This window comes from Micromonospora sp. NPDC049559 (assembly GCF_040676675.1).
Taxonomy (GTDB): domain Bacteria; phylum Actinomycetota; class Actinomycetes; order Mycobacteriales; family Micromonosporaceae; genus JBFAPK01.
The window spans coordinates 447,545-471,203 of the sequence record NZ_JBFAPK010000002.1 but is presented as its reverse complement, the minus strand read 5'-3'; the positions used below and the strand labels follow the sequence as shown (position 1 = coordinate 471,203).

28 protein-coding genes are annotated in these 23,659 nt (G+C 68.9%); 13 read left to right on the top strand and 15 right to left on the bottom strand.

Features of this window, described 5'->3' with window-relative positions; all coding sequences use genetic code 11:
• The first annotated feature begins 517 nt into the window (after positions 1-517).
• A complete protein-coding gene (locus tag AB0J86_RS05050) occupies positions 518-889 on the top strand; it encodes a hypothetical protein (protein WP_363852732.1) in 372 nt (123 codons plus the stop codon).
• A 271-nt stretch (positions 890-1,160) separates the two neighbouring features.
• Here AB0J86_RS05050 and AB0J86_RS05045 read toward each other — a convergent pair whose 3' ends face one another.
• Positions 1,161-2,972, bottom strand: a complete 1,812-nt coding sequence (locus tag AB0J86_RS05045; RefSeq protein WP_363852729.1) for a CocE/NonD family hydrolase — start codon at positions 2,970-2,972, stop codon at positions 1,161-1,163.
• A gap of 661 nt (positions 2,973-3,633) precedes the next feature.
• Positions 3,634-4,263: a TetR/AcrR family transcriptional regulator gene (locus AB0J86_RS05040; protein ID WP_363852727.1), complete on the bottom strand. Its 630-nt coding sequence runs from the start codon at positions 4,261-4,263 to the stop codon at positions 3,634-3,636.
• A gap of 38 nt (positions 4,264-4,301) precedes the next feature.
• Here AB0J86_RS05040 and AB0J86_RS05035 point away from each other — a divergent pair, with 38 nt between their 5' ends.
• Both AB0J86_RS05035 and AB0J86_RS05030 read left to right on the top strand, forming a co-directional pair.
• Entirely contained in the window at positions 4,302-4,616 is a 315-nt protein-coding gene (locus tag AB0J86_RS05035; protein ID WP_363852725.1) for a hypothetical protein, read from the top strand.
• Positions 4,613-5,032, top strand: coding sequence for a nuclear transport factor 2 family protein (locus tag AB0J86_RS05030; protein ID WP_363852722.1), 420 nt, complete (start codon positions 4,613-4,615; stop codon positions 5,030-5,032). Before AB0J86_RS05035 ends, AB0J86_RS05030 begins: the two co-directional genes overlap by 4 nt.
• A gap of 557 nt (positions 5,033-5,589) precedes the next feature.
• On the opposite strand, the gene AB0J86_RS05025 is transcribed toward AB0J86_RS05030, so the two are convergent.
• Genes AB0J86_RS05025 through AB0J86_RS05010 form a run of 4 tightly spaced genes read right to left on the bottom strand, consistent with a single transcriptional unit; the run spans position 5,590 to position 7,311 of the window.
• Positions 5,590-5,910 carry a hypothetical protein gene (locus tag AB0J86_RS05025; protein ID WP_363852720.1) on the bottom strand — a complete coding sequence of 107 codons (321 nt, stop codon included), beginning with the start codon at positions 5,908-5,910 and terminating at the stop codon, positions 5,590-5,592.
• Complete coding sequence (locus AB0J86_RS05020; protein WP_363852717.1) at positions 5,907-6,629, bottom strand: WXG100 family type VII secretion target; 723 nt, start codon at positions 6,627-6,629, stop codon at positions 5,907-5,909. Before AB0J86_RS05020 ends, AB0J86_RS05025 begins: the two co-directional genes overlap by 4 nt.
• Complete coding sequence (locus tag AB0J86_RS05015; protein ID WP_363852714.1) at positions 6,626-6,988, bottom strand: type VII secretion target; 363 nt, start codon at positions 6,986-6,988, stop codon at positions 6,626-6,628. The genes AB0J86_RS05020 and AB0J86_RS05015 overlap by 4 nt, the downstream gene beginning before the upstream one ends.
• Positions 6,985-7,311, bottom strand: coding sequence for a hypothetical protein (locus AB0J86_RS05010; RefSeq protein WP_363852712.1), 327 nt, complete (start codon positions 7,309-7,311; stop codon positions 6,985-6,987). Before AB0J86_RS05010 ends, AB0J86_RS05015 begins: the two co-directional genes overlap by 4 nt.
• Positions 7,312-7,875: 564 nt before the next feature.
• Between AB0J86_RS05010 and AB0J86_RS05005 the strand changes: the two genes are divergently transcribed.
• The 3 genes from AB0J86_RS05005 to AB0J86_RS04995 all read left to right on the top strand — a co-directional run bounded on the left by AB0J86_RS05005 (position 7,876) and on the right by AB0J86_RS04995 (position 11,985).
• Positions 7,876-9,246 carry a barstar family protein gene (locus AB0J86_RS05005; RefSeq protein WP_363852709.1) on the top strand — a complete coding sequence of 457 codons (1,371 nt, stop codon included), beginning with the start codon at positions 7,876-7,878 and terminating at the stop codon, positions 9,244-9,246.
• Positions 9,247-9,680: 434 nt separating this feature from the next.
• Positions 9,681-10,136 carry a hypothetical protein gene (locus tag AB0J86_RS05000; protein ID WP_363852708.1) on the top strand — a complete coding sequence of 152 codons (456 nt, stop codon included), beginning with the start codon at positions 9,681-9,683 and terminating at the stop codon, positions 10,134-10,136.
• A gap of 40 nt (positions 10,137-10,176) precedes the next feature.
• Entirely contained in the window at positions 10,177-11,985 is a 1,809-nt protein-coding gene (locus tag AB0J86_RS04995) for a hypothetical protein (RefSeq protein ID WP_363852705.1), read from the top strand.
• A gap of 179 nt (positions 11,986-12,164) precedes the next feature.
• On the opposite strand, the gene AB0J86_RS04990 is transcribed toward AB0J86_RS04995, so the two are convergent.
• Positions 12,165-12,563 carry a VOC family protein gene (locus tag AB0J86_RS04990; RefSeq protein ID WP_363852702.1) on the bottom strand — a complete coding sequence of 133 codons (399 nt, stop codon included), beginning with the start codon at positions 12,561-12,563 and terminating at the stop codon, positions 12,165-12,167.
• Between the two features lie 96 nt (positions 12,564-12,659).
• On the opposite strand from AB0J86_RS04990, the gene AB0J86_RS04985 reads away from it, so the two are divergent.
• Complete coding sequence (locus AB0J86_RS04985) at positions 12,660-13,634, top strand: YafY family protein (RefSeq protein ID WP_363852699.1); 975 nt, start codon at positions 12,660-12,662, stop codon at positions 13,632-13,634.
• Between the two features lie 123 nt (positions 13,635-13,757).
• Here the strand turns inward: AB0J86_RS04985 and AB0J86_RS04980 are convergent, their stop codons facing one another.
• Genes AB0J86_RS04980 through AB0J86_RS04955 form a run of 6 tightly spaced genes read right to left on the bottom strand, consistent with a single transcriptional unit; the run spans position 13,758 to position 16,775 of the window.
• On the bottom strand, positions 13,758-14,273 hold the full coding sequence (locus tag AB0J86_RS04980; RefSeq protein WP_363852697.1) for an SUKH-4 family immunity protein: 516 nt from the start codon (positions 14,271-14,273) through the stop codon (positions 13,758-13,760).
• 48 nt (positions 14,274-14,321) lie between these two features.
• Positions 14,322-14,951 (bottom strand): hypothetical protein, encoded by a 630-nt coding sequence (locus AB0J86_RS04975; protein WP_363852694.1) that lies wholly within the window; start codon positions 14,949-14,951, stop codon positions 14,322-14,324.
• Entirely contained in the window at positions 14,948-15,529 is a 582-nt protein-coding gene (locus AB0J86_RS04970; protein WP_363852691.1) for a hypothetical protein, read from the bottom strand. Before AB0J86_RS04970 ends, AB0J86_RS04975 begins: the two co-directional genes overlap by 4 nt.
• On the bottom strand, positions 15,522-16,016 hold the full coding sequence (locus AB0J86_RS04965; RefSeq protein WP_363852689.1) for a hypothetical protein: 495 nt from the start codon (positions 16,014-16,016) through the stop codon (positions 15,522-15,524). Before AB0J86_RS04965 ends, AB0J86_RS04970 begins: the two co-directional genes overlap by 8 nt.
• A gap of 31 nt (positions 16,017-16,047) precedes the next feature.
• Positions 16,048-16,374, bottom strand: a complete 327-nt coding sequence (locus tag AB0J86_RS04960; protein WP_363852686.1) for a hypothetical protein — start codon at positions 16,372-16,374, stop codon at positions 16,048-16,050.
• Between the two features lie 2 nt (positions 16,375-16,376).
• Positions 16,377-16,775 carry a YbaB/EbfC family nucleoid-associated protein gene (locus AB0J86_RS04955; RefSeq protein WP_363852683.1) on the bottom strand — a complete coding sequence of 133 codons (399 nt, stop codon included), beginning with the start codon at positions 16,773-16,775 and terminating at the stop codon, positions 16,377-16,379.
• A gap of 560 nt (positions 16,776-17,335) precedes the next feature.
• On the opposite strand from AB0J86_RS04955, the gene AB0J86_RS04950 reads away from it, so the two are divergent.
• The 5 genes from AB0J86_RS04950 to AB0J86_RS04930 all read left to right on the top strand — a co-directional run bounded on the left by AB0J86_RS04950 (position 17,336) and on the right by AB0J86_RS04930 (position 20,579).
• Positions 17,336-18,079, top strand: a complete 744-nt coding sequence (locus AB0J86_RS04950) for a hypothetical protein (RefSeq protein WP_363852680.1) — start codon at positions 17,336-17,338, stop codon at positions 18,077-18,079.
• Between the two features lie 105 nt (positions 18,080-18,184).
• The gene (locus tag AB0J86_RS04945; RefSeq protein ID WP_363852678.1) at positions 18,185-18,502 is read left to right on the top strand and encodes a hypothetical protein; all 318 of its coding nucleotides are present in this window, start codon (positions 18,185-18,187) and stop codon (positions 18,500-18,502) included.
• The gene (locus AB0J86_RS04940) at positions 18,499-19,236 is read left to right on the top strand and encodes a hypothetical protein (protein ID WP_363852675.1); all 738 of its coding nucleotides are present in this window, start codon (positions 18,499-18,501) and stop codon (positions 19,234-19,236) included. The genes AB0J86_RS04945 and AB0J86_RS04940 overlap by 4 nt, the downstream gene beginning before the upstream one ends.
• Before the next feature lie 145 nt (positions 19,237-19,381).
• Entirely contained in the window at positions 19,382-19,786 is a 405-nt protein-coding gene (locus AB0J86_RS04935; protein ID WP_363852672.1) for a hypothetical protein, read from the top strand.
• Between the two features lie 106 nt (positions 19,787-19,892).
• Positions 19,893-20,579: a hypothetical protein gene (locus AB0J86_RS04930; protein ID WP_363852669.1), complete on the top strand. Its 687-nt coding sequence runs from the start codon at positions 19,893-19,895 to the stop codon at positions 20,577-20,579.
• Between the two features lie 309 nt (positions 20,580-20,888).
• Here AB0J86_RS04930 and AB0J86_RS04925 read toward each other — a convergent pair whose 3' ends face one another.
• On the bottom strand, positions 20,889-22,178 hold the full coding sequence (locus AB0J86_RS04925; protein ID WP_363852666.1) for an MFS transporter: 1,290 nt from the start codon (positions 22,176-22,178) through the stop codon (positions 20,889-20,891).
• 18 nt (positions 22,179-22,196) lie between these two features.
• The gene (locus AB0J86_RS04920) at positions 22,197-23,093 is read right to left on the bottom strand and encodes an MBL fold metallo-hydrolase (RefSeq protein ID WP_363852663.1); all 897 of its coding nucleotides are present in this window, start codon (positions 23,091-23,093) and stop codon (positions 22,197-22,199) included.
• A 130-nt stretch (positions 23,094-23,223) separates the two neighbouring features.
• Between AB0J86_RS04920 and AB0J86_RS04915 the strand changes: the two genes are divergently transcribed.
• A complete protein-coding gene (locus tag AB0J86_RS04915; protein WP_363852660.1) occupies positions 23,224-23,652 on the top strand; it encodes a MarR family transcriptional regulator in 429 nt (142 codons plus the stop codon).
• Positions 23,653-23,659 lie beyond the last annotated feature (7 nt).

The window sequence follows — 23,659 nt, the reverse complement described above, 5'->3', positions numbered from 1 at the left end:
CGAGATCGGGCGCGGGTGGGTCGTCGGTCCACATCGAGCCCACGCCCCGACTGGGATACCGCAGTACCGGAGCCCAGGGCTCGGACGCCTTGACGAAGATGTTCGGCCAGGCGAATAGCGACGGCACGAGCACCAGGCCGCGCCCGCCGAGTTCGTAGTGCAGGTCCAGGTGGGGCCGGTTGCTCGACCGGCTCCTGCCGGACGGCGCCGACCGCTGCCCGACCGCGCCGGAAGACGAACTCGCCGACGACCTGGGCCGGCCGCCTGCCTTCGTCGACCCGCGCTACGTCGGAGGGCATTTCGTCGCCCCGGCCGAGCCAGGCAACCCGTCGAATCCCATGGCCTGGATGGACTACCTCAGCCCCACGTCATGGGCGCTCAAGGGGTTCGACGCCGTGCTCGGCTTCGACCCCGTCGGCTGGATGCAGGAGCGGTTGGCCGGTGACTGGGAGGGCCTGGCCACCATGGCGCCGGTGCTGACCAACGCCGGTGGGCGCTGCACGACCTGGCCCTCAACATGCAGTCCGGGGCGGGAACCCTGGAGCTGTTCTGGCGGGGCCACGCCGGTGACGCCGCCGTGCGGTACTTCACCGATCTCGCCGCGAGCGTGGTCGGGCTGCAGGCACCGCTGGAGACCGTCGCCCGCGCGTACCTGGAGATGGCCGACGCGGTCGGGTCGGCCGGCGAGGCGATCGGCGGACTGGTCAAGGGCATGATCGATGCCGCGATCATTGCCGGTCTCGCGGCCGCCGCCGGTACCGTGACCGAGGAGACGGGCGTCGGCGCCGTCGTCGGCTACGGGGTGACCGGGATTCCCCGCTCCAGGCGTGAGGAACGGCGGTACCGCAATGGGCATCACGTGTCGTTTCCTTCGGTGCCGCCTGGGTGAGGCTAGCTAGCAGCGATAGCAGGGCCTCTGCCGCGCATCGACCGCGTGGCGGCGCCCGGTTGGAAGGGCGGAACCTGCGCGCCGTGCTGTCGGAGGTCGAGCGGCGGCTGCGTCGATGGGCGCTGGACCGGGCCGGAGGCCACGGGACGGGAGCCGAGGTTCGAGGAACTCACCCCGAGCGGGCGCGACGGCGGTGGATCGTGGAGGGGCGGCCGGTGGACTGCTCGGCCCCACGACGGGGCCGGGCAGTCCACTCCTGTCGATGGGTCGCTCAGTGCCGGTTGCGGAGGGCGAGCGGGAAGGTGCCCTCGTCGACGCCGCTGAGCGTCCGGGTGGATTGGCTCAGGTAGGTGTCGAGGAACGGCGATCGGTCGCCCTGGGTTGACACGTCGAGCCCGGGGTTCTGCAGCGCCAGACCCAATCGCGCTCCGGTGACCCGGATCGTGTTGCCACTTGGGATGTCGCGCCAGTTCCCGCTGCCGATCGTGCCGACCTGAACCCCGAGCTGGTGACCCACCTCGAAGGTCCAGTCGGTGGACTTCAGATCGAACGCGACCTCGCCCGCCCGTTCGATCAGCGCGACGTTTTCGTCGAACATCACCGCGGTTCCGTCCGGGGCGACGTCCCACAGCCGCACCATGACGTTGCCGGGCGCGCTGGCGTGCAACGTGATCCGCGGCGTGGCGGTGATCCGCAGCCGGGACGTGGTCGGCGTGGACCAGCTGAAGTAGCTGTGCGTGTCTGCGGCCGCCGTCATCGGCGCGAGGGCTTTCGCGGCGGGCGGGGCGGGATCCGTGGCGTGTTCCATGTCCCACTTCTGGTCGGTGGGTGCGGCCGCTGCGGCAAGCGTCGAGGCGAGGCCGTCGTCGACGTACTGGCCGTCCGGCAGGTTTGCCACCGTGTACGACGACGGTGTCGGCCAGGTCGGCTGTGCGCGCCACGCGCCGGTGTTGTCTTCGATGGCGAAGGCGGGGTCGTGGACCGTCGTCTTGTTGCCCTTCAGGTAGCGGTCGTAGAAGCGCATGACCTCGTCGAAGAAGCCGGCGCGACCCATCAGGAGCTGACCCTGGTCGTTCGTCTCGTTGCCGCGGACGTGCTCCCACTGGCCCAGCCAGCCCCGCTCGACACCGTGGTGGTTGTCGAGGTACTCCTCGACGTCCTCCGGCTTGGTGTTGTTCTCGATGAAGCCCTGGGTGACGAACAGCGGGGTGCTCGTGCCCCGTGCCTTCGCCGCGAGGTTGCGGGCGCGCCAGTAGGGCGAGTCGAGGTCAGGGTTGTTGTTGTTCGCGAGGTTGTCGGCGAGGCACTCGGGGTGGCTCTCCTCGTAGGTCGCGTTGGCCTGGTAGCGGTCGGTGTCGTCGGACAGCGGCGGGATCGTGGCGATGTCGTTGTAGGCATTCGGTGTGCCGGTCACGTTGGGTCGGGGAACGCCGTTGCTGAACAGGTAGTTGTACATGTTCCACACCGGCTCTTGAGCGACGACGGCCTTCAGCGCGCCGAGGCGCAGGTTGTTTCCGACGAGGCCGGTCACGGCGTCGTACGACTTGCCGTACATGCCCACCTTGCCCGTCGACCACGGCTGGGTTGCCGCCCACTGGATCGCGGCCTTTACATCCGCCTGCTCGCCGGGGCCCACCCAGTCGAGGCAGCCGGTGCTCCCGCCGAAGCCGCGTAGGTCGACCATGACGTAGGTGTAGCCGCGGGCGAAGAGGTTGGCGCCGCTGGTGAAGTCCTCAAACCGATTGGACGGCCCGGTTTGGGTCCACCCCTCCGGCCCCGTTTGGCCCGCGTGGCCGAAGTAGGGACCGACGGCGAGGATCACCGGCGTCCTGGTGCGGGGCGACAAGTGCTTCGGCCGGAGGACGTCGGCGTGAAGTTCGACGCCGCTGTGGTCGGCGGACGGAAAGTATGCCTCCGTCCACACCGCGCCTTCCGGGACGCGAGGGTTCTCCTCGTGGGTGATGCCAGCCTGGGCCGATGCCGGCGAAGAAGTGGCGGCGGTTGCCGTGCCACTTACCGCGAGAGCCGCAATCGTCATCAGCGCGCCGGCTGCGGCGGCTGTTGTCCGCCTGCGTATGTTCATCTGACCTCCCTGAGCGACAAGCATCACTGCGTGGGTTGACGTTACTCCCTCGCCGTACGTGAGGATCATGACCGATCGCCGCGCCTGCCCGTCTGACCTGTCGCTGAGAGGTGCTCCCGGAGGGGTGGCGGGCGTACTTGGCGGGAAACCTCTCCTGTCCACGCAACCCCGGTGACCTGACACCTCCACGGGTCGGCCGGCATACCGGCGACGCGACCTACACCGGCAATCCCAAGGCCGAACCGCCGAGACTCCGCAACCCTACGAAGTGCCACTGACGAGCACCATCGTTGCGCTCCCGGACCCCGCAGGGATCAGGACAGCCCCGGAAACCCCCGCTACGTGGCGACTGCCAACGACGAGTGATGATCGGCGGCTGGCTGCTTTCGCGCAGGCCGGCGACCGGGCGGCCGCCGAGCGGAGCTGGGTCGGCGGCGCTGGTCGTCTTCGCCGACCTGGGCTCCCCGGACGCCGGCGTGGCTGCGGCGCGCCTGCGTCACCTCGGCGTGGCGGCCGCTAACCCAGATGTCGACCCGGTGTCACTGGCCCGGGTTCCACCAGCCGTATCCGGTGTTGCCGGCCGCGGCGATGAAGCCGGCGTCGCCCGCCTGCATGGCGCGGCATCCACCGCTTCGCGGCCGGCGTCCCGGAACGCGGCGCCTCACCGACTGGTCCGTCCGTCCATGTCGGGCACCCGGATGCCCTCGACAACGATGTCGACCATCCGGACCAGGTCCTGCTCCGGCGATGGCGCCCGGTCGTCGGCGGCCCACCGGTAGATCACGCCGAGGTAGCCGTCCATCAACAGCCGGCCGACCAAGGTCGCATCGACCTCCGGCCGGATCTCGCCGCGCTGCTGTCCGGCCACGATGGCCGCGCCGAACAGATCGCTGGTCGCGTAGTAGTCCGGCTGCAACAGCACACCGGATTGCAGTGTCGCGCGGCTCAGCGCCCTGGTCAGCTTCGGATTGGCATCGAACCACGCGGCGAACTCGCGCATGGCCGCGCGCAGCGTGTCCATGATGCTCCTCTGCTCGTCGAGGATCCGCGTCATCGTGGCTCTGATCTGCGCGCGTCGGTCCGCCAGGATCGCGACGAGGAAGTCCTTCTTGTGGGGGAAGTAGTTGAACGCCGTTGTCCGCGCGACATCGGCGGCGTCCGCGATCTCGTTGTGCGTTGCGGCGAGGTAGCCCCGTTCGACGAACGCGGTGCGCGCCGCGTCGACCAACTTCTCGCGGATCACCGCCTTGTGGCGTTCCCGCCGGCCCATCTTCTGCGTATCCGGCTCCATGTTTGGACCCTACACCAAGTATGTACTATGGTTCACCTATGGCGCGAACGTGGCAGGTCACCGCTGCGGTCGGTGGCCTCGGGCGGGCGGTCGATCAGGCTGCCGCGGCAGCCGGCGACACGGTGGTCGCGGCGGTCCGCAACCCGGAATCCGTTGGCGATCCCGTCGCGGCCGACCGGGGACGAGTAGACCCGATGCGGTGGGACGTCGCCGACACCCCTGCCATCGAACGGCGCTGGGCGCGGACGGCCTCGACGCCATCCGCGCCCACGCGGACCGTCTCGCGCCGCGCTGGACACCTGGGAACGCATCGCCCGGGACACCCGTACTCGACGATGATGGAGACACGATGACCATGGCAACGATCGACAAAGCCACCATCGCACGCGAGTTCTTCCGTCTACTCTCGGAAAAGAACGTTGCGGCGTGGGGCGAATTGTGGCACCCCGAGGCCGTCCTCACCGTGCCCTACCCGGCCGAGGGGTTCCCCACCGAGATCCGCGGCAAGGACGAGATCGTCGGCGGCTTCCACGGCCTGATGTCCAACTTCGAGAGCTTCCAGGCCAATCTCACCGGCGTCTACCCGGCAAGCGATTCGGACGCGGTCTGCGTCGAATACCGCAACGTCGCCAAGCTGCTCAACGGCGCCGAGTACACCAACGACAACATCGCCGTCTTCCGCTTCCGCGACGGCCTGATTAGCGAGTACCACGACTACTTCGACCCGCGTCGCTTCCAGATCGTCGTCGACGCCCTTCCGAAGAACTAGGACCGGTGTCGAAGTCGAAGTGGGGTACGGGCCGAGTAGGTCTCGCCGCGTCGTCGATCGATAGGCGGTGAGGTCTCCGGTCGATGATTTTGCGACCAAGACAGACCACCAGTACGGAGATCTCGTGGCCACTGTGGCGGTGACGAGGCGGCATGACCTGACCGACGCCCAGTGGGCAGCGCGTGAACCGCTGCTGCCCGTGGGCCGCCGGCCGGGCCGTGATATCGCACGGATGGTCCGACGATCCTGGTTCGGACCGACTCGGCCGGATTCCGACCTGGTCGCTGACCTGCGTCTTCGACATAAGCTGGCGCTATCCGGCAGGTGCCGGTAGGTCGGCTCGTTCTCCGGGCGGTCAAGGGGTCGTCAGTTGATCTGGCCGTCCCGACACAGGTCGGCGATGTGCTCAATACTCACGCCGCTGTCGGAGAGCACCGGCACGAGGCTGTGTCGTAGTCCCGGGGCGTCCAGCGGCCGCGCCGAGACCGGCCCTGGTGGCTACCCGGCGGAACGCTCGCCGGAGGTCGGCGGCGGCCAGGGCGGCTCCGACGGCGTGGTCAAGTGTCCTGGTTCAGTGACGTCGCGGCTTCGGCGGCTTCGGCGGCGAGGCGTTCGCGCTCTTGCGGATCAAGCGTCCGTTGCCACTCGCTGAACTGACGGAAGTGGTCGACGAACATCGAGCCGTAGGCATCGGTGGCCGCGATCTCCCGCAAGCTGCTTCGTCCAGCAAGAACTTCGCGAGCCATCTCCTGGAGGTCGTCGCCGGCGGCACCCTCATGGAGCCGCCGGAGGCTCGCGTGTAGAAGCCTTGCGAGCCCGGCGTCACCATCGGTCAGGTCGAGAATCTGGCGTTCGGCGTCGTCCGGGCTGCCGGTCATGCGGGCACCGGACTTGAGTAGGGCCGGTCGGGAAGCGGGATCTTGGAAAGATCGCCGCCCTGGTCGGCCAGTGCCTTGAGGAAACTGAAGAAGCCGAGGATGAGCGTGCCACCGGCCTGAATTTTGGTGGCGGCGTCGTTGACCTTCTTGAGCAGGTCGATGGCTTGCCAGGCGGCGACCCCGTAACCGACGACGGCGCCAGCGCCGGTTTCAAGAAGGGCGGTACCGGCGGCGGCGCTGATGCCGATGATGATGGCCTTGTCGATGATCATTTTGATGAGGCCGCCGACCATGTCGGCTAGGAGCCAGATTGCGCGGGCGGCCTCGTGATACTTCTCCTCGATCTGGGTGAGCACGTTGTTTTGTTGCGAGATGGCGGCGGCCAGTTTCCGAAAGTAGACGAAGGCGGCGTCTGCGGCACGGCCGTCCCACTGCTGGTCGATCTGGTTGGAGATTTCGATGAGGTTGCCGCCGAGAGCTTGCAGACTCTGGCCGAGGTTGCCGTATGCGTCGCCGGCCTTGTAGAAGCTCTCCCAGTCGCCTACGAAGACCGCGGTGATGGTACCGATCACGTCGTAGCCCGCCACCTCTTTGATGATCTCGTTGACCCAGTGCGAGATGGAGATGGCGTCGAGAATGCCGATGGGGTTGGCGAAGCCCTTCGAGATGGAGGGGTCGGGTTCGCCCGGCTCGACCAGGAAGTCTGTAGGTTCGATCACGGGTAGTCCGTGGGGGAGGGCCGGTCGTCCGCGAGTTCTTCGTCACCGCGGGCGACGTAGGGATAGGTGGCATCGAGGCGACGGGCGTTGCCGGCGTCGGTGTTCCGGTAGTGGGTCGCGGTGCGTTGGAGCGCCTCTTCGGACTGCTCCAGCAGATCTTTCAGGTGAGTGAGTCGCCGGGTCATCTCGTCCACAAGTTCCCGGTGCGCGGGGTATGCCTTGTTGAGTAGGCCCTGGTCGTACCAGTTCATCTCGGTGTGCTTGCTGATATAGGCCATGGCTGCTTGTACGTCGGTGCCGGCAAGCTTCAGTTGAGCGGCGGCACGTTCGAGGGCGCCAGGTTCCACGGAGAAGCTCATGACAGCCTGTCTCCGATGACGCCGGTCACCACCAGGAGCAGGGCGGCGAGCATGAAGGCGAGGCCCATGATCCTGCCGCGTCGCTTGGCCTGGCCTGGGCTCTGCGCGCGGTAGACGCCGATGCCGGCTCCGGCTGCGACGCCGAGCGGCACCGCGACGGATGCGAACCCCAGGAGTTCCGACCAGTTGGGGGCTACGTCGGTGCCGACGGTCACCAGCCTGAAGGCGAGGAAGGCGACCGCCACGACACAGAAGAAGAACAGCACCAGCGACAGCAGCGCGACGCCGCGCCGGAAGTCGGCCCACTGGTCTGGCTTCTGCATCGACGTAGGCGGATCAGTCCGGCCAGGTCCGCTCACCGACGTATGTTGCCACAGCAAGACCACGGCGCGCGACCCTGCGACTACATGGGTGACACGTCGACGGGCGCGTGGGGCGGTGCGGCGCGCACGGTCTGCGTGACGAACTGCGCGACGACCGAGGCGGACATCCACGCACGTGAGCGGATCTCGGCGCACTGTGCGACTGCGACCATCGCGCACCGCTGGCGCGCCGAGGTCGCGGGCTTCATGGTCGTTAGCTGGGGTCAAGGGGTCGTCTTTTCGAGTCCGACCGTCCTGACAAGACAAATTGCCGGCCGGAAACAACGCCGGTCAGGGCTCGGATTTTTTTCTACGAGGTTTTGAGCCTTTCCCGAAACCCCCATTACCTCCGAGCTGCGCCGACGCGCTCTTGGTGTCCGCCTCCTCCTTGATGGGTGTGCCCACGGTCTTGCGGAGAGTGCGGAGGGTGACCGGCCGACCTCCAGAGACCCGCCGACTCCGACGGCGCTGGAACCCGGCGACGAGTCCGATCGGTCACCGCGGTTGACAGACACCGCGAGCACCGTGAGTCGCTCGGGCTTCCTCGTCTGCCGAAGGCGGTGCGTCTGCGTTGCGGGGCGCCTGCGAGTCGGTGGTGCGCGAGGCGAGTTCGTGGTTCGTCGGTACGGTCGGAAGGTGGCGATCGACAGGCCGGGGCAGCAGCGGTGGACCTGGACTCGGCGCGTCCCACCGCGTTGGCTGCTTGACGGTTACACCGGCAACCCGCAGTTCCCCGGCGACGGCGATGTCCTGGCGTTGTGCGCCGACATCGACGGCTTGTTCGTCGACCTGCCACCTCGGCCGCGGGAACGTTTCACCCTCCTGGGCTGCGTACCGGACGGGGTTCTCGCCGCGAGCCTCGACAGTGATCCCGCCGCGACGCCCCTCGATGGCGGGCGCGGCTGGTTGGGCAACCTGTGGGTGTCGGCGATGCCCGACGATCGGGCGACACGGGACGGCTGGTTCGGCGTCTATCTGCTCGACGTGACCGTCCTGGGCCAACGGCCGTCGACGACCTCGCCAGGGCGTGTCGACGTCGACCTGGACGGCCTCGTCCACGTGTACGACCCTACGGACGCCGTCGACCGTCCCGGAGGCATCACCGGGTTCGTGCTGCGTGGGCCGGACGACACACCGTACGGTGCGTGCGCCGACATCACGGGCGTCTTCCGGGACCAGGGCGAGCCACCGGTACCGTACGTCGTCCTGGTCGGTTGCCAACCCGAGCCGCTACTGCAGGCCGCGATCGCCGCCGTACCGCAGTCGACAAAGGCCGGTCTACGCCGCCGCCGGGTGACCGCCGACGTGAAAGCCATCGCCGCCGACGGCTCGGCGCTACCCCTGATCGGCGGGGGCGTGTACGGCACGATCGTGTCGAGCGTGCCGTCTCCGCTCGATGACGGCCTCCTTGACGTCACCATCGCCAGCGAAACACACCGGCCGTACCCGACGGGAAAACGTCGCATTTTGGAGCTGTGGCTTGCCGGCCGACCCGCCGAGCGCAACCTGTGGGCCGGCTACGACCGGACGCTACGGCACGAATGGTCCGGTATGGCACTGGCCTGTCGCCGCTTTGATCTCCCAGACCAGCCAGCCGGGACCGTTTTCGACCTCGATGGTCGCTTCGTCACCGACATCGAGGGCTTCTACTGCGCCATCGGCGAGGCCATCAACGGCCCGGGCGGCTACTTCGGATGGAACCTCGACGCCCTCAGCGACTGCCTGCGTTCGAGGTGGGGTGCCCGCACACCGTTCCGGCTGGTCTGGCACGACTCGGCGGTAGCCCGCGAACACCTCGTTCCCGGCTACGACCGGCATCGGTACGAGCCAGCGGTCACCCTGGACCACCTCCGGCAGATGCTCACCGCACACGGCGTCGAGGTCCACCTGCGCTGAGCACCTCGTCCCGGCCCCTCCTCCAGGTCCGTACGTGCGCCGAAGCCGCATCCTGCCATGCCGCGATCCGGTCGCTGCCCAAAGTGACAGCCCTGGCGGCAGCTCGGCGTGCGGACATGTGGAGGAGCGTGCATGAGCTAGGGCAGCCGAGGCGGTGCCGGGATGGGGCTGGTCGGCTGATCTCGCTTCCCCTTCGCCGTTCCGGTCGGCGACAGACCAGTGGTAGCTGCCCGCGCCCACCGGTCGGTATTCCGCGGACTCGACCCGCATACCCCAGCCCTCGAAGAGCGTCGCTACCAGATGGTCCTCGTCCAGCCCCCTTGGCCTACCCCGCATGGACGGGATTCTGCCCCGTCTTCCCGGTGAGCCGCTCGCAACTATCCACCTGCCCGTCCGGGCCCTCCTGATCTGCCGCCGAAGGGGCCCGACGGTACGTGACGAAGCAGCCCCGGCGCGTGGCGCCCGCTGTGAAGCGTTTGACGTGGCAATATCGCCTCGTGCGGCGATGTTCGAGCGGACGACCGGCCTTCCTACTGGCGGGCGCGAACGTGGTGCTTGTGGGCCTGTTCTCGGCGAAGGACAAGCGGTTCGGCCGGAAGCTCGATCTGCTGGCGACTTCGGTAGAGGTGCATGGCGGACGGGTGGTGGGCCAGCACATCCAACGGCGGGGTGTTTCGCACGGCGGTGCGGCAAAGATGATTGAACCGTTCTCGCGGCGGACCCTGCTCAGCCCTGGCAAGGCGCGTGAGGTCGCGGAGGCGTGCCGGGCTGCGAAGGCCGATGTCGCGGTCTTCGTGAACCCGCTGACGGACCACCAGCGGGCCGTTCTCGGTGACCTGCTCGAGTGCATGGTGATCAGCGGCGAGGACCTACCCGCACCAGGCCGGTGAGTGTCCGGACATGCGCAGACAGCCGGCGCGACGGACTGCGATGTCATACGACGAGGGCATCATCGCCGGTGTGTCTGTGAACAGGATCGTCGGCGAAGGCGAGTTTGTCGCGCGGCTGGAGCGTGCGGCTCGGCACGTCGCCCGGGAAGCGGTGGAAGAGGGCTGGTTGACCGCGTCAGCCGATCGACTGGTGATGTCCCCGCTACAGCGGGCGGTCGCCGAGCTCGCCGATCTGGTCGGCGAGCCCGCGGCCGATGACGGGGCGCCGGTGACGGCCGAAATGCTGTTCACCGCCTTGCTGGAACTGAGCGGCAGCCGCCGCGGCAGCTTCATGCGGCACCTCGCACCGTGCCTGACGCCGGAGCAGATCGCGCGGGCGTGGGCACTGGTGCGGAACACGACGGACGAGAACTGTCGCTCGAACATGCTGTTCAGCCTGGCGCCTCATCTGCCGCCGGAGCTGTTGGCGCAGGCACCCGCGGTGGTGCCGGGCTCGGTGGCCGCCCGCCGCGGCTCGGAGCTGGCCGCCCTGGTGCCGTTGCTGCCCGCGGAGCAGCGCGCCGAGGTCGCCGCCGCCGCGCTCACCGCGCTCACCGGATCGGCCACCCTCCTCGGCTATGAAATGCTCACGCTGGCGCGCTGGCTGGACCCCGAACAGATCGACCTGGGCGTGCGGATCCTGTCATCCGATCCGGACGACGACCGCGCGGTGACGCTGGCGAAGCTGGCGGAGTACCTGACCCCCGCCCAGCGCGACGGGGCGATCCGCGTCTGCACCCGCATCCGGGACGAGAGCTACCGATTCGTCGCGCTCGTCGCGCTCGCACCGTACCTCGACGGCACGCAGCGCGACGACCTGGTAGCCGCCGCACTGACGATTACCGCGCCCGAATTCCGCGCTCGGACGCTCGCCGGGATCGCCGCGCATCTACCGCCACGGCTACGGGTGGAGGTTGTCGCCGCGGCGGTCACGGCCGTGATCGAGGCCGACGACGACCGCGACCGGCTCCACGCGATGACGGACCTGGCAGGGCTGCTCGACGAAGCCCAACTCGACGCCGTGCTCGCCGCGATCGCGCGGACAGCCGGCGCGGAGCCGCCGTGGACGCTGACCGAAATCGCCCCGTACCTCACGCACGAGCAACTCGGCCGCGCGCTGATGATATTGCGGCCCTACCTCGACTCCGCCGAGTCCAGCCCATGGGTAGCCGTCAGCGTGCTGGCCGCGCTCCTACCGTTTCTGCGCGAGGATCAGCGGAGGCCCCTCGTCGACGACGTGTTCAGACTCGCCGTCGCGTACGGGTCCGGCCCCGGCGTCTGGGCGCCCTACCTGACCCGAGAACAGATCGCCCAGGCTCTGCCCATCGTGCTCGCGCAGAACGACCACAACATCGAGGGGCTGATGCCCTACCTGGACGCCGGCCAACTCGACCAGGTGTGCGCCGACATGTTGTCCCGAGCCGACGAAGCGGAACGCGGACACGACCTGGCCGGGCTGGCGCGGTACCTCGGACCAGAGCGGCTCGAACAGGCGCTGGAACACGTCACCGAACCGGCAAACCGCGCCGGTCTGCTACTCGCCATCGCCACCACCAGCGGCGCCGAGACACGGCCAGCTACCCTGGCCAGGGCCCTCCACGCGGCCAGCGCCATCCTCGATCCCACGGTCCGCGCGCGAACCCTGGCAGAGGTGGCCGAGCACCTGCCCCCCGTCCAACGCGACGTCGCCCTCTCCCGGGCCTTCGCCGCCACCTCCCACATCTCCGACGAGGGCGACCGCATCCTCGCGCTGGGCGCCATAGCGGACCTGCTGGGCGACGCCAAGGCGGACGAGGACGCACCGGCGTAGCCGCAGCGTCCCAGGTCCGTGACCCGGGGCCACCGCGATGGCGTCGGAGTGTGCGAGGCCAGCGGCGCCCGTGGAGCGCCCGGAACAGTGTCGCGAAGGCCCGCCCGGCCCCGCCGTAGCCACGTTCGCGTACCGGCTGCGCTGCCTGCTCTGCCGGCGCCGGGGCCGCGCCGGCGTGGTCAGCGGTTGAACTTCTCGATCGCCTCGGGGGTTACCGGGGTGAAGAAGTTGACCAGGTTGCCGTCGGGGTCGCGCAACAGCAGGGCCCGGTTACCCCACGGCATCGTCGTGGGTACGTTCACGAAGTCCTCCACGACACCCCGTAGGCTCTCGTAGAGCGCGTCCACGTCGTCGACGAGAAACTCGATGATCGCGGTGTGGTTGTCGGCCGGGCGGGCCGAACCGGGTGCGAACAGCGAGACCGTGCGGGTGCTGCCGATCGCTAGGGTGCCGTGGGCGGTGCGCAGTTCGGCGAAGTCCTCGTTGCCCCAGACCGCCCGCACGCCCGTGACCTTCTCGTAGAAGCCGACGAGGCGGGTGATGTCGCCGCTGATGAGGCGAGTCGAGACGAAATCCATGGTTCTCCCTGGTCAGTAGGTCCGTTTGCCTTCGAGGCCGACTCTATCCAGGATTCTGGACAGATTCGGTCCAGTATTCTGGATAGAGTTCGGATCATGGCGCGACCGACGGCTCAGGTACTCACGTTGCTGGAGCTCCTGCAGTCTGGCGGCATCCTGACGATGGCCGAGCTTGCCGACCGCCTCGGTGTCGATCCGCGCACCGTGCGGCGCTACGTGAACCATCTGATCGACCTCGACGTTCCGGTCGAGTCGGTGCGTGGCCGCTACGGCGGATATCGGCTCGCCGCCGGCTATCGTCTGCCGCCGCTCATGCTCAGTGACGACGAAGCCCTCGCGGTGCTGCTCGGTCTGGTTGCGGGCCGGCGTGCCGGGTTGGCAACAACCGCGGGCATGGGTACGGCGAGCGAGACGGCCGCCGCGAAGATCCGTCGCGTTCTGCCAAAGCGGATCGCGGACCGGCTGCACGCCGTACTCGAATCCCTCGCCTTCACCGCCGAGCCCGACGAGGTCCCCACGCCGCAGGCGGGTGTCCTGCTCACCGTCGCCGACGCGGTGCACCACCACCGGCCGATCTCCGTCCAGTACATCTCGGGTGGCGGTCGGCGCAGCGTCCGCACGCTGCACCCGTTCGGGCTGGTCAACCACTCCGGTCGGTGGTACGTCACCGGCGCCGACCCGCAGATCGGCGAGGATCGGACCCTCCGGCTCGACCGCATCACGGACGCCAGGACGTTGCCCGGCTCGTTCGAGCCGCCCGCCGAGCTCGACCCCGGGGAACGCGTGCTCACCTCGATGGCACAGGCCCAGTACCGGCATCAGGTGACGCTACGGATCCAGGGGACCCGCACGCAGATCCGCGAACGGCTACCGGCCAGCGTCGCCGAGGTACGGGAGCGCGAGGAACCCGGCTGGCAGTCCGTGGAGATCCGGGCGGAGCGTCTCGACTGGCTGCCCGGAGTGCTTGCCGCGCTCGACCTGCCGTTCGTCATCGAACGCCCGGACGAACTGCGCGACCGCGTGATCGCGCTCGCCGACCGGCTCGCGGCCTCGGCACGGCACCTGCCGTAGCGGTCCAGGAAGATCGAGTCGCCCGAGAGCCGGTTTACAGGGTTGCTCTTCTCACCACCATCGCGCAGGCCATCCTCGTCCTGCACCGCGTCGAGACCGGCCGCCGCTCAGGATGAGAAGGGCTCACTGCAGTTGTTCGAGTACCAGCGGCCACCAGGCGTCGGGGGCGAAGGCGTCGGGGTCGATGGCGCGTAGGGTGTCGGCCAGTACGGCGGCGCGTTCGGCCCGGCCGGGTTTGCCCTCGTCGGCCTCGACGAACAGGGCGAAGTGGTAGAGGAACTCGACGAAGCAGCGAAAGTTGGAGTTGACCGCCTGTACGTCCTGGACTTCGAGGTCGAACTGGAGGATCTCTCCGGTGTTGGGGTCGAGGACGTAGAGCAGGTTGGGGTTGTCCGCGACCGCGCCGACGACGATCAGGCGGATGTCGAGGGTGCCGTCCTCGGTGCTGAGCTGGATGGTGTCGAAGAGTTCGATCTGGCCTTCGAGGTAGGCGGTGTAGACGACCTCCACCTCGAGGGGGATTTCGTCCCCGTCGGGCAGCGCCGGCGCGGGGAAGCCCGCGTCGAGCCACGCCTGCCGGGGGTAGGGGACCAGTTCGTCCTCGTCCCAGAGGGCGCGGAACCGGGGGTCAACGGCCATGGTGGTGTCCTCGCCCGTCGGTGGTGGTGGGGAGTGTGCCGGTCGGGTTCATGACGCGAGGCCGGCGGTCACGAGCAGCCGCCGCCAGGTGTCGCTGTATTCACCGGCGTCCTCGCCCTTGCGGATCCGGTGGTCGAGCGCCTCGGCGCCGAGGACGGTTTCCACGAGTTCCGGGTAGTCCGCGCCGAGTACCCACTCGTTGAAGAAGGTGGCGACGTTGTCGGCGAGTTCCTGGACCACGACGTCCTCGCCGGAGTGGTAGTAGTCCGCGAGGTCGTCGCCGTCGATGTAGTAGACGTACCCTTCCTCGACGTCGAGGGAGATCTGGCGGCCGGCGGGTCCCTTCTCGGCGAGCAGGTCCGCGGGGATGCCGCGTACGGCATAGCCGATGGCCAGAGCCTCCCCCAGGGGTGCCTCGGGAGGCGCCGGCGGACGACCTTCCCAGGCTGCTCTGCTGCCGATCTGCTCGGGCGGTAGGAACCAGAAGTAGCTGCCCCGCAGGCGACCGACGATGCTGAACACGTCGGTCACGCCGGCGGGCAGCCCCGGAATGGCCTCCAGGGGTGGGGCTTCTTCGATGAGGACGCCGAACCCGTGCTCCGCCTCGACTCGCCTGAGCAGGTCTAGCTTGTTCCGGATCTCGGCGAGCGTGGCCGCGAGGTCGTTGCTGTCGGTCACGGGATGACTCTGATCGTCACGGGGTGGCCTTCCGGAACGTTGCGTAGTGCCGTGCTGATGTCGGAACCCATCATGCGGTTGGCGTACGTGTCTTTCAGTCGCAGGTTATGGTACTCGTCCGGCCCGTCGAGCTGCAGCTCGTGTATGTGGTCGGGGTCCAATCCCTTGCCGGGCCCGACGTTGCCCTTGCCCGCGTACAGGCGCCACAACGTGTCCTTCACGTTGTGGCCCTGACTCTTTTTCCGTTCGAGTTTTCGGATCATCCGCTCGCGATAGATCTGACTCTTCGTACGCATCTCGCCGCTGTTCCGGTCGAGTATCTTCGGGCGCTCCGACTTGGCCTTCTTGAGCTTCCCCTGCTGGCTGAGTCGCTGCAGGTCGCGCGCCTTGCGGTCGAAGTCCTTCCGGTCGAAGTCGGGCGGCCGGCGCAGCACCAGTTTCGCCGGCTCCTTCGGTATCGTCCCGTTGGTCTTGGCCGTGCGGAAGACGTCCGCGTTCTCCAGTACCGCCGACACGATCCGCCCGCCGCCGGCCTTGGTGGCCCGCTTCGACGCGGTACGTGGCCTGCCCTTACCCATTGAGCACCGCGTCGATCGCCATGCCGATGAGCTGGTCGATGATGATCCCGGTGATGATTTTGAAGATGGGGATCTCCGCCAGCGAGGCGCCGAAGGTAGCCACGGCCGTGGCCACCGCCTGGGCGATCTGGATCGCTAGCAGGATCAGCTGCACGATCACCTGGATCTTCAGCGCCAGGACCACGCCGGCGGCGACCATCAACCCGATGCTGACGATGTGCGACGGCGTCACGGTGTCGGCGATGTTGCGGCCGGCGGACTCGTCGTCGGTCCACTCGTCGGCGAACGCCGTGATGCTGGCACCCTTGTTGTTGGCCAGGACCGTGGCCGCCGCGGCGTTGAGTTGTTCGACCGAGCTGCCGATCTGGTCGGCCATCCCGGTCCACTCGCCGGCCAGTTGGAACAGCTTGGTCTCGTCGGACTCCGGCCAGTCGTAGCCGAGCATGGACAGCAGAGACGTCAGTTCCGCGGGGAGCGTCAGACCCACGAGGAGTTCCTTCCTACCTGTCGGCGGTTTGTCAGCCGCCGAGCGAGCCGAGAATCTTCGCGAAGCTCGCCGTCACCGCTTCCTCGGTACGCTGGAAGCTTTCCGCCATTTCCTGCAGGCCCTCGGCATAGCTCTCCAACTCGGTGATGTTGGTGCTGAAGCATTCCTTCGCCGCGTCGAGACAGGCCTGGTGGGCGATGCCCAGCAGCATGCCGATCTCGTCGCCGCCGAAGGCGTCGGCGTAGTTGGCGGCCATGGCCTGGAACGCCTCGAAGGTCGCCCGCACGGACTCCTTCGCCCGTTCCAGCTCGTCAGCGCCCTGGCGCAGCGAGTCGACGTCCACATCGAGCGGATCCACGGTCACCTCCCGTGGAGTTTGCGCATGACGTCACTGACGCCCGCCGTGATCTGCCGCATCTGCCGCAGGCCCTCGTCCTGCAGGCGCTCGATCGTCGCATTGAGCGCCGCGAGGTCCGCGACGGGCTCGTCGGTACGCGCGTCGGCGCCGCGCTCGTCGAGCGCCGCGTTCACCGCGCTCTGCAGCTCCTCGGCCAGATACTGGACGCCCTCACGAAGCACCATCGGGTTGATCTCGATCGCGTTGACCCGTCCGTCCGTCCCGAGCGTGACCACGATCCGCCCGTCGGCGGCCTCGGCCACGATCTCCCTCGGCTCGGGCGCGCGAGACGCTTCGGCAACCTGTCGCAGCGAGGCCCGCGCCTCGCTCAGCTGCCGCTCCAAGCCGACCTCGTCGAACACGCCGCCTCCCAACCGCCTCGGGCCCGCGCCGCAGCCGCGGAGTCAACCCATGGCACACCTGCCACGCCACTGACGTGCCTGATTGGCTACAGGCGGTGACCATGTCTGGTTGTGGTTGATTGTACTGAAGCCCTCCACCCGGCCCGTTCCGATCAGCCACAGTCGACAGCCAGCCGATGCCGGCTCCCCGGGCCCGTGGGCCCAACGGTGTTCCCGGCCCGGCCCGCTGGGCGTCGTGCCTGGTGAGGAGGTCGCCGTGACGACCGCGACACCGAGCAACGTGCCGCCGTCGTCGTCTGGGCCCGGCGCAGGCCGGCAATGGTCGGCAGGACCCGGCCCTAAAACGCGCACGGCCAACGAAGGCGCCACTCCAGTTCTGAGTCCACCTGCCTCTACCGACCCGACGGGTCCGGTTCCGGTCCGGAGCCCGTAAAAACCTGATGCCTCTGGCCATCGATCTTCTTGTTATCGGTGGGTGGTTCTGGCAGGGTCTCTACCCGTGGTCGAGGGGCGGCGACCGGTGTCGCCGTTCGCGCTGTTGACGGACGGGGGAGCCCTCAATGCACGACGACCCGATAGCACGGCTGACAGAAGTCTGGGATGAGGTTGATGTCCTCGCTCAGAAGATGGAGGCGGCGGCCCAACCGGGTCGGAGCTGGGCTGGTGCTGACCGCGCCGGCGCGGTGAACGTGACCGTCAACGGCGAGGGACACGTCGCCGAGGTACGGATCCAGCCGGACTGGCGACGGCGGATCTCCGGCGAGGACCTGGCGAACGCCGTCCGGGAAGCTGCCGAGGCGGCGGCGCTCAGCCGGTTCGAGAGCTGGGGAGAGGCCTTCGCCGAACAGGAGTCCAGGCCCGGGCCGCGGCCCAGGCCGATGCCGGCACTCGGGGACAGCCTCGCCTACCAGCTCGACGAACTGGCGACGGCGAAGATGAGCAGCGACGACGGCCGGGCTGCCGTGCGTGAGTTGCTCGCCCTGTTGGAGTCGGTCGAGCAGCGCGTCGACCAGGCTTCCGCGCAACTCCAGGTGCAGGCCGCCGCCGTGTACACCGGGTATAACACGTCACGGGACGTGTCCGTGACGGTCAACGCCGGCGGGCTCGTCTCCGACGTCAGCTACAACCGCCACTGGCTGTTGAACACCACGCCTTCGAGCATCGGCCGGGAAACGGTGTCCGCGTTCGAGGCCGCTTACCGGGAGGCGAGCCTGGACTCTCCCGAAGCTGGCCTCCGGAGCGAAGTGCAAGGACTCAGCCAGGACCCGTTCGGGTTGGCCAGACGCCTGCACCTGCGCGATTGATCCATTGAGGTCGAGTCGCCTTCGGGTGGTGCCCGGAGGCTTCTTCGCCGCGGATTGAAACGGCCCAGTGGTGTTGCCACCGAGTCAGGACAAAGAGGATCACTAATGACATTGAAAGCTGCCATCGAGGCTCTCTACTATGACGCGGACATCTGGGAGGACATCTCCGGCGTCACCAACGAAGCGTCCAGTGCGGCGGCGGGGTTGACCCTCACCGAGGGGCAGCTGTCCTGGGCGTGTATCCCGACCGGGCTGCTCGACACGTACGAGGCGATCCGGGCCAAGGCGCAGATGCTGCTCACCGAGGGCACCACCAACATGTCCGACATGGCCGCCACCCTGCGGAAGGTGGCCAAGGCGTACGAAATCAGCGACGAGAGCGCCTCCAGGCGCTTTGACGGCGAATGGGAGCCGGTGCGATGACTGCGGTCGGCGCCGCCGAAGAAGCGGCGATAATCGACAAGCTCAACGGACTGGTCGAGCGGATCATGGGTAAGATCGCCGACCTCCAGGACAATATCAACAGCAAGAGCCGCTGGTTGCCGGGTCCGCTCCGCGACAAGGTGATCGCCGGGTGGAACCAGTTCGTCGGCGCGCTGGAGAGGTTCTGGGAGATCCAGCGAGAGTTCTGGGGCAACATGGGCTCCCCGTCCACGCTGTGGAACACGGCGGACCTGTGGAGTGACACCGTCGGCGGTCCGGTCAGCGGACAGGTGCCCTCCGCTAAGGCCGGCAAGTTGCAGGGCGACAACACCAGCAACTGGCAGGGGAACGCCGCCGAGCAGTACCGACAAGGTCTGCCGTTGCACGAGGTCGCGCTGGACAAGATACGGAGTTCGCTCAGCGAGGGCATCAGCAGCGCGCTGTCCGACCTGGCCAAGGGGATCATCGCGTTCTGGGCGGGCCTCGGTGTCGCGCTGGCGGCGTTCGTGGCTGGCATGATCGGTGCGGTGAGTTCCAGTGCCACGATCGTCGGGTTGCCAGCCGCCCCGTTCATCGCCGTGGGCGCCGCCCTGGCGGCCGGTGCGGCGTTCCTGAGCGGCTCCCTGATCCTGAAGTCCGTGGCATCGAGCAACAACAGCACCCTGCGCCAGAAGCTCAACGACAACAGCGGCTTCGACGCTGGACACTGGCCGAAGACGACGACCACCGTGTGACGTCGCTGGCCTGCCAGTTCGGCCAGCGGATCCGAAGAGGGCGAGGGGGAATGCGGTGAGTGTCGCTCCGAGACCAGCCAGTGCCTCGGAAGGTGGGGAGGCGGCCCGGCGGCGCGCGGCCCTGGGGCGTGCCTGGATTGCCGGGGTGCTCATGCTCTTGGAACTCGGCACAGGCGCACTGATGGTGGCGGCCTACCGGTGGTCGGGTGAGGCGTCGGCCGGGCTGGGGTCCGCGCCGTTCGTCGTCACCGCGGTCTCCGCCGCCGTCGGTATCGGCGTGCTGCTGGTGATCCTCGCGGCGAATCTGTCCACGGCGCGAGCCGTACGCGCCGGTCGGCCATCGGCGGGGGCGCGCGGTTTGGCGCTGCTCGGCCAGTGGCTGGCCGTCGGCAGGCTGCTCCTTCTCGTCGGCTCGGTGGTCCTCGTCTGGATCGCGCAGGGTGGGGAGGCGGGCGACCTGGCAGACTACGGCCTGCTCTGCTTCGCGGCGATCGCCGCCCTGTTCACGGTGTTCCTCGCGATGGCGACCGGTAGAGGGGCCCGCGCGTAGCGGCTCGGCGGGGGTTGTCCCGACGCGGATGATCGCCCCGACCGTACGACCGGGGCCGATCAGGTGGTCGGGAGACACCCGGCGGGGCGCCGGAGGAGGGAGAGTCGTGGAGGTTCTGCCGTTGCTCCTCGGCGTCGGCTGCCTGGGCGCGACCGCGCTGTTCGTCGTCGTTTGGGTACTGAATTCGGCTCGTGAGCGGCGGCGGCGGGACCGCCTGACGCGGTGGGCGAGCCAGCACGGCTGGACGATCACACCGAACCCGTCGGTGAACTGGGGGTCTCGGCTGCCGGGCGGCAATCCGCGCGGGGTGTCGCTGGCGATCTCGGCGACGGTGCACGGCCGACAGGTGAGCGTGGCCGAATACTCCTACAGCGAGACGCAGACGACCACGACCTCCGACGGTCAGGGTGGCACCAGCGTCGGGCAGACGACCCAGACCCATGCCTTCACCGTGGTCGTCGTACGGCTGGCGCGCAGCTATCCGGCGCTCGCGGTCGAGCCGCGGTCCTCGATGTCCCGGCTCGGTCGCCGTCTCGTCGGCGGCGGCAACGCGACCGGACACGACGAGTTCGACCGGAAGTACCGGGTCGACAGCGCCGACCCCGGCGCGGTCCGTCGCTTCGTCGGCCCGGCGCTGATCGACGAACACCTCGCCGGAGCCGTGCCGCCCTGGAGCGTCTACGGTCCGGAACTGCTCACCTACCGCCCCGGCGCGATCGAGGCGCCGCAACACATTCCCGCGATGGTCGGCCCGCTACTGCGGGTGGCGCACCACCTCGACAGCCGGCCGTGAGAGTGGCGCCGGGGTCCTCGAACAGCCTGCCCGCTGCTCCACCGCTCTCCGCGCTACTCCCCGGAGGCGTCCGGCTGCGCGTGCACGGCACGAACAGGCTGCCGCACGACATCCTGCGGTCGTCCCGGGGCTTGCGGCCGGGGTACCGGTGCCGGCCTGGCGGGCGGGGCGGCGGCACGTGCCATCTCGGCCCGCACCTCGTCCGAGACGATCCACGGCTGCCGCTCACCCCTGCTCACCTCCCGCCCGGGAACGACCAGCGTCTGCTGGCAGGAGTTCTCGTGGCGGTGTCTCAGCCGGCGCGGCTGGTCATCCCGAGCGTCGCAGCAGCAGCGCCCCCGAGGCCATCGCCGCCGCCGCGGCGACGGCGGCGACGGCGGCGACGAGGGCGGTAGCCGGGAACCCGAAGGTGCTGGAGAGGGCACCGAAGGCGAACGGTGCGATGGTCGCGCCCGCGTAGACGCCGACCTGCACGGTGTGCCCGGCGTCCTCGGTCCGGCCGGGTACCAGGCGCAGCGTGGTGGCGAGCAGGAGCCCCGTCCAGCCCCAGCCCGCGGAGAAGGCCAGGATCGCACCGAGCACGAAGGTCGTCGACGTCCCGATCGCGATCAGTGCCAGCCCGAGGCCGCCGGTGAGCATCATCGTGACGATGACAGCCGGGTTGCGGCGGGGAGCCCGGTCGGTGAGCGCCCCGGCGGTGATCCGTACGGCGATGGCGAACAGGGCGCTGAGCGACAGCAGGTTCCCCGTTAGGGCGGTGCCCAGCCCGGCGTGGGTGCCCAGTTCGACGAAGTACGTGGCTACCGCGTTGTTACCGGTCGCGGAGAGCGCCGCCGCCAGCGCCCAGAGCGCGAGTACCCGCCCGAGAGTCCGTTGTCCGTCGCCGGCCGGACCGGACTGACCCGTCCGACCGGCCTCGCCGCCGGCCCCGCCGGACCCACGGGCCGCACTGGCGCGACCGGCGCCGCCGGCCTCGCTGGTCTCCCTCTGCCTCGTCGGCCGCGGGCGGTCGGGTGCCCGGGTCAGCGGGGCGAACGCGGCCGGTACGAGCGCGACGATACCGGCGGCGAGCAGGGCGGCCCGCCAGCCGTACGCCGGCAGGACCAGGGCGACCAGCAGGCCGGGGACGACCGTGCCGGCTCCCAGCGCCGCGCCGATCGCGCCCGCGGCGAGCGAACGCCGGTGTTCCGGGACACGTGCCGCGATCAGCCGGCCCGCCACCGGCTGGACGAGTGCGTTGCTCAACCCGCCCACCAGCAGTGCCGCCGTCAGCATCCCCGGCCCGGTCGCCCGCGAGGCCACCAGCATGACCGCCGACGCGACCAGCGCCGCGACGGCGAGGACCGTGGAAATCGGCAACCGCACGACCACCCGTTTGGCGACGGGCGAGCCGAAGGCGGTCGCGGCGTAGAAGACGCTCATCGCCAGTCCGACGGCGTTACGGGAGATCTGCAGGTCTGCCTCGATCGACGGGGCGAGCGCCCCGATGGTGAAACCGGGCATCACCGTCACGGTCGCGGTCAGCGCGGCTGCGACGACTCCCGGCCAGTGCCGTACGGTCGAGTGGACGGGCAGGCTGCGGTTGATCGTCATTGTCATGATCAGTCCCGGAGTGGGTCAGCTGCCCAGCGGGCGCCAGGCGGGGCCGGCGCCATCGCGACGTACCTGACCGAACACCGCGTCGGCGAAGTGGATGCCGAAGCCGATCGTGTCGGGCTCGGCCAGTTCGGCGACGAGTTGACGGCGGTGGTCGGCGGACCGGACCCGGTCATGGTCGTAGACGCAGGACCATTCGGGGTGGTCCACCTGGATCGGCGAGTGCAGGGCGTCGCCGAAGGCGATCATCCGCTGGCCGCCCCCGGTGATGACGTACTGCGCGTGCCCGGCCGTGTGACCGCCGGTGATCCGGACCCGTACGCCAGGGAAGACCTCCTGCCCGTCCGTCACCGTACGCACGCGCGGTGCCAGCGCGGTGGCCTCCTCGTCGGTGATGCCCTGGGCAAGCAGGTCGCGGTGGGCCCATTCCGGCTCGGCCACCAGGTACTCGGCATGGGCGAACACGGGCTGGTCACCGCCGAGGGCGGGATGCCACGCCCAGCCGAGGTGATCGATGTGCAGGTGGGTGAAGGCCACCGCCTCGATCTCCTTCGGGCTGCGGCCGAGCTTGGCCAGACTGTCCAGCAGCGCGCCACCGGAAACGGCGCCGTTCGGACTCCCCGGCTCGGCCGGCAGCGACACCGGCCCCCACCCGGCATCGATCAACAGGGCGCGGTCGCCGTTCTCCACCAGCAGCCCACCGATACTCGCCACCAGATGACCGGAGGCATCCAGGTACTCCGGATGAGCGGCCCAGGTCTCGTCGGTGGTGTCCGGCAGCCAGCCGCGCGGCTTTCCCTGGATGGCTCCGTCCGGCACGAAGGACACCGTCGTGTCGCCCAGCCGCACCGAGCGGATTCCCGCCGGTCGCCGCAGCCGCCCGTCCTGGTCGACCGCATCTGCCGCGTAGTTCGCCATGGTCGCGTTCCCTTCCTCGGGTCAGGTCGTCGCCGCATCCCGTGTCGGCGACCACGCCACCATAAGCATCAAGCTAGAAACATTCAAGTTCTAAATATGGTGACTTGATGGACCTGCTAGGATGGCGCGCATGACGACACCCCCGGAATCGCAGGCCGTCGCCGAGCGGGAGCTGTGCGGTCTGGTGAACGGGCTGGCCCAGCAGATCGCCAATCACGTACGCGAACGCGCCGTCACCCTGGGTCTCACCTCGGCCCAGGCGACGGCGCTGCGGGAGATGACCGGGCCGATGACCATGCGCGAGCTCGCCGAGCGCATGAGCTGCGAGCCGTCCAACGCCACCTTCGTCGTCGACAAGCTCGAAAAGCAGGGCCTGATCGAGCGCCGCGCGCACCCCACCGACCGCCGTGCCAAGCAGCTCGTCCTCACCGCGGCGGGCAGCACGCTCCGGGAACGGCTGCTCGAACTCCTCGCCCGGGAGTCACCGCTGGCCGGCCTCAGCACCCAGCAGCAGCGTGCCCTCCAGGACCTGCTCGAGCAGGCCATCATCCACCGATGAGTCGAGG

Coding starts and splice junctions, on each gene's coding strand:
- AB0J86_RS05050 (WP_363852732.1), top strand. CDS start 518: ATGCAGTCCGGGGCGGGAACCCTGGAGCTGTTCTGGCGGGGCCACGCC.
- AB0J86_RS05045 (WP_363852729.1), bottom strand. CDS start 2,972: ATGAACATACGCAGGCGGACAACAGCCGCCGCAGCCGGCGCGCTGATG.
- AB0J86_RS05040 (WP_363852727.1), bottom strand. CDS start 4,263: ATGGAGCCGGATACGCAGAAGATGGGCCGGCGGGAACGCCACAAGGCG.
- AB0J86_RS05035 (WP_363852725.1), top strand. CDS start 4,302: ATGGCGCGAACGTGGCAGGTCACCGCTGCGGTCGGTGGCCTCGGGCGG.
- AB0J86_RS05030 (WP_363852722.1), top strand. CDS start 4,613: ATGACCATGGCAACGATCGACAAAGCCACCATCGCACGCGAGTTCTTC.
- AB0J86_RS05025 (WP_363852720.1), bottom strand. CDS start 5,910: ATGACCGGCAGCCCGGACGACGCCGAACGCCAGATTCTCGACCTGACC.
- AB0J86_RS05015 (WP_363852714.1), bottom strand. CDS start 6,988: ATGAGCTTCTCCGTGGAACCTGGCGCCCTCGAACGTGCCGCCGCTCAA.
- AB0J86_RS05010 (WP_363852712.1), bottom strand. CDS start 7,311: ATGCAGAAGCCAGACCAGTGGGCCGACTTCCGGCGCGGCGTCGCGCTG.
- AB0J86_RS04995 (WP_363852705.1), top strand. CDS start 10,177: ATGTCATACGACGAGGGCATCATCGCCGGTGTGTCTGTGAACAGGATC.
- AB0J86_RS04990 (WP_363852702.1), bottom strand. CDS start 12,563: ATGGATTTCGTCTCGACTCGCCTCATCAGCGGCGACATCACCCGCCTC.
- AB0J86_RS04985 (WP_363852699.1), top strand. CDS start 12,660: ATGGCGCGACCGACGGCTCAGGTACTCACGTTGCTGGAGCTCCTGCAG.
- AB0J86_RS04980 (WP_363852697.1), bottom strand. CDS start 14,273: ATGGCCGTTGACCCCCGGTTCCGCGCCCTCTGGGACGAGGACGAACTG.
- AB0J86_RS04970 (WP_363852691.1), bottom strand. CDS start 15,529: ATGGGTAAGGGCAGGCCACGTACCGCGTCGAAGCGGGCCACCAAGGCC.
- AB0J86_RS04950 (WP_363852680.1), top strand. CDS start 17,336: ATGCACGACGACCCGATAGCACGGCTGACAGAAGTCTGGGATGAGGTT.
- AB0J86_RS04945 (WP_363852678.1), top strand. CDS start 18,185: ATGACATTGAAAGCTGCCATCGAGGCTCTCTACTATGACGCGGACATC.
- AB0J86_RS04940 (WP_363852675.1), top strand. CDS start 18,499: ATGACTGCGGTCGGCGCCGCCGAAGAAGCGGCGATAATCGACAAGCTC.
- AB0J86_RS04925 (WP_363852666.1), bottom strand. CDS start 22,178: ATGACAATGACGATCAACCGCAGCCTGCCCGTCCACTCGACCGTACGG.
- AB0J86_RS04920 (WP_363852663.1), bottom strand. CDS start 23,093: ATGGCGAACTACGCGGCAGATGCGGTCGACCAGGACGGGCGGCTGCGG.
- AB0J86_RS04915 (WP_363852660.1), top strand. CDS start 23,224: ATGACGACACCCCCGGAATCGCAGGCCGTCGCCGAGCGGGAGCTGTGC.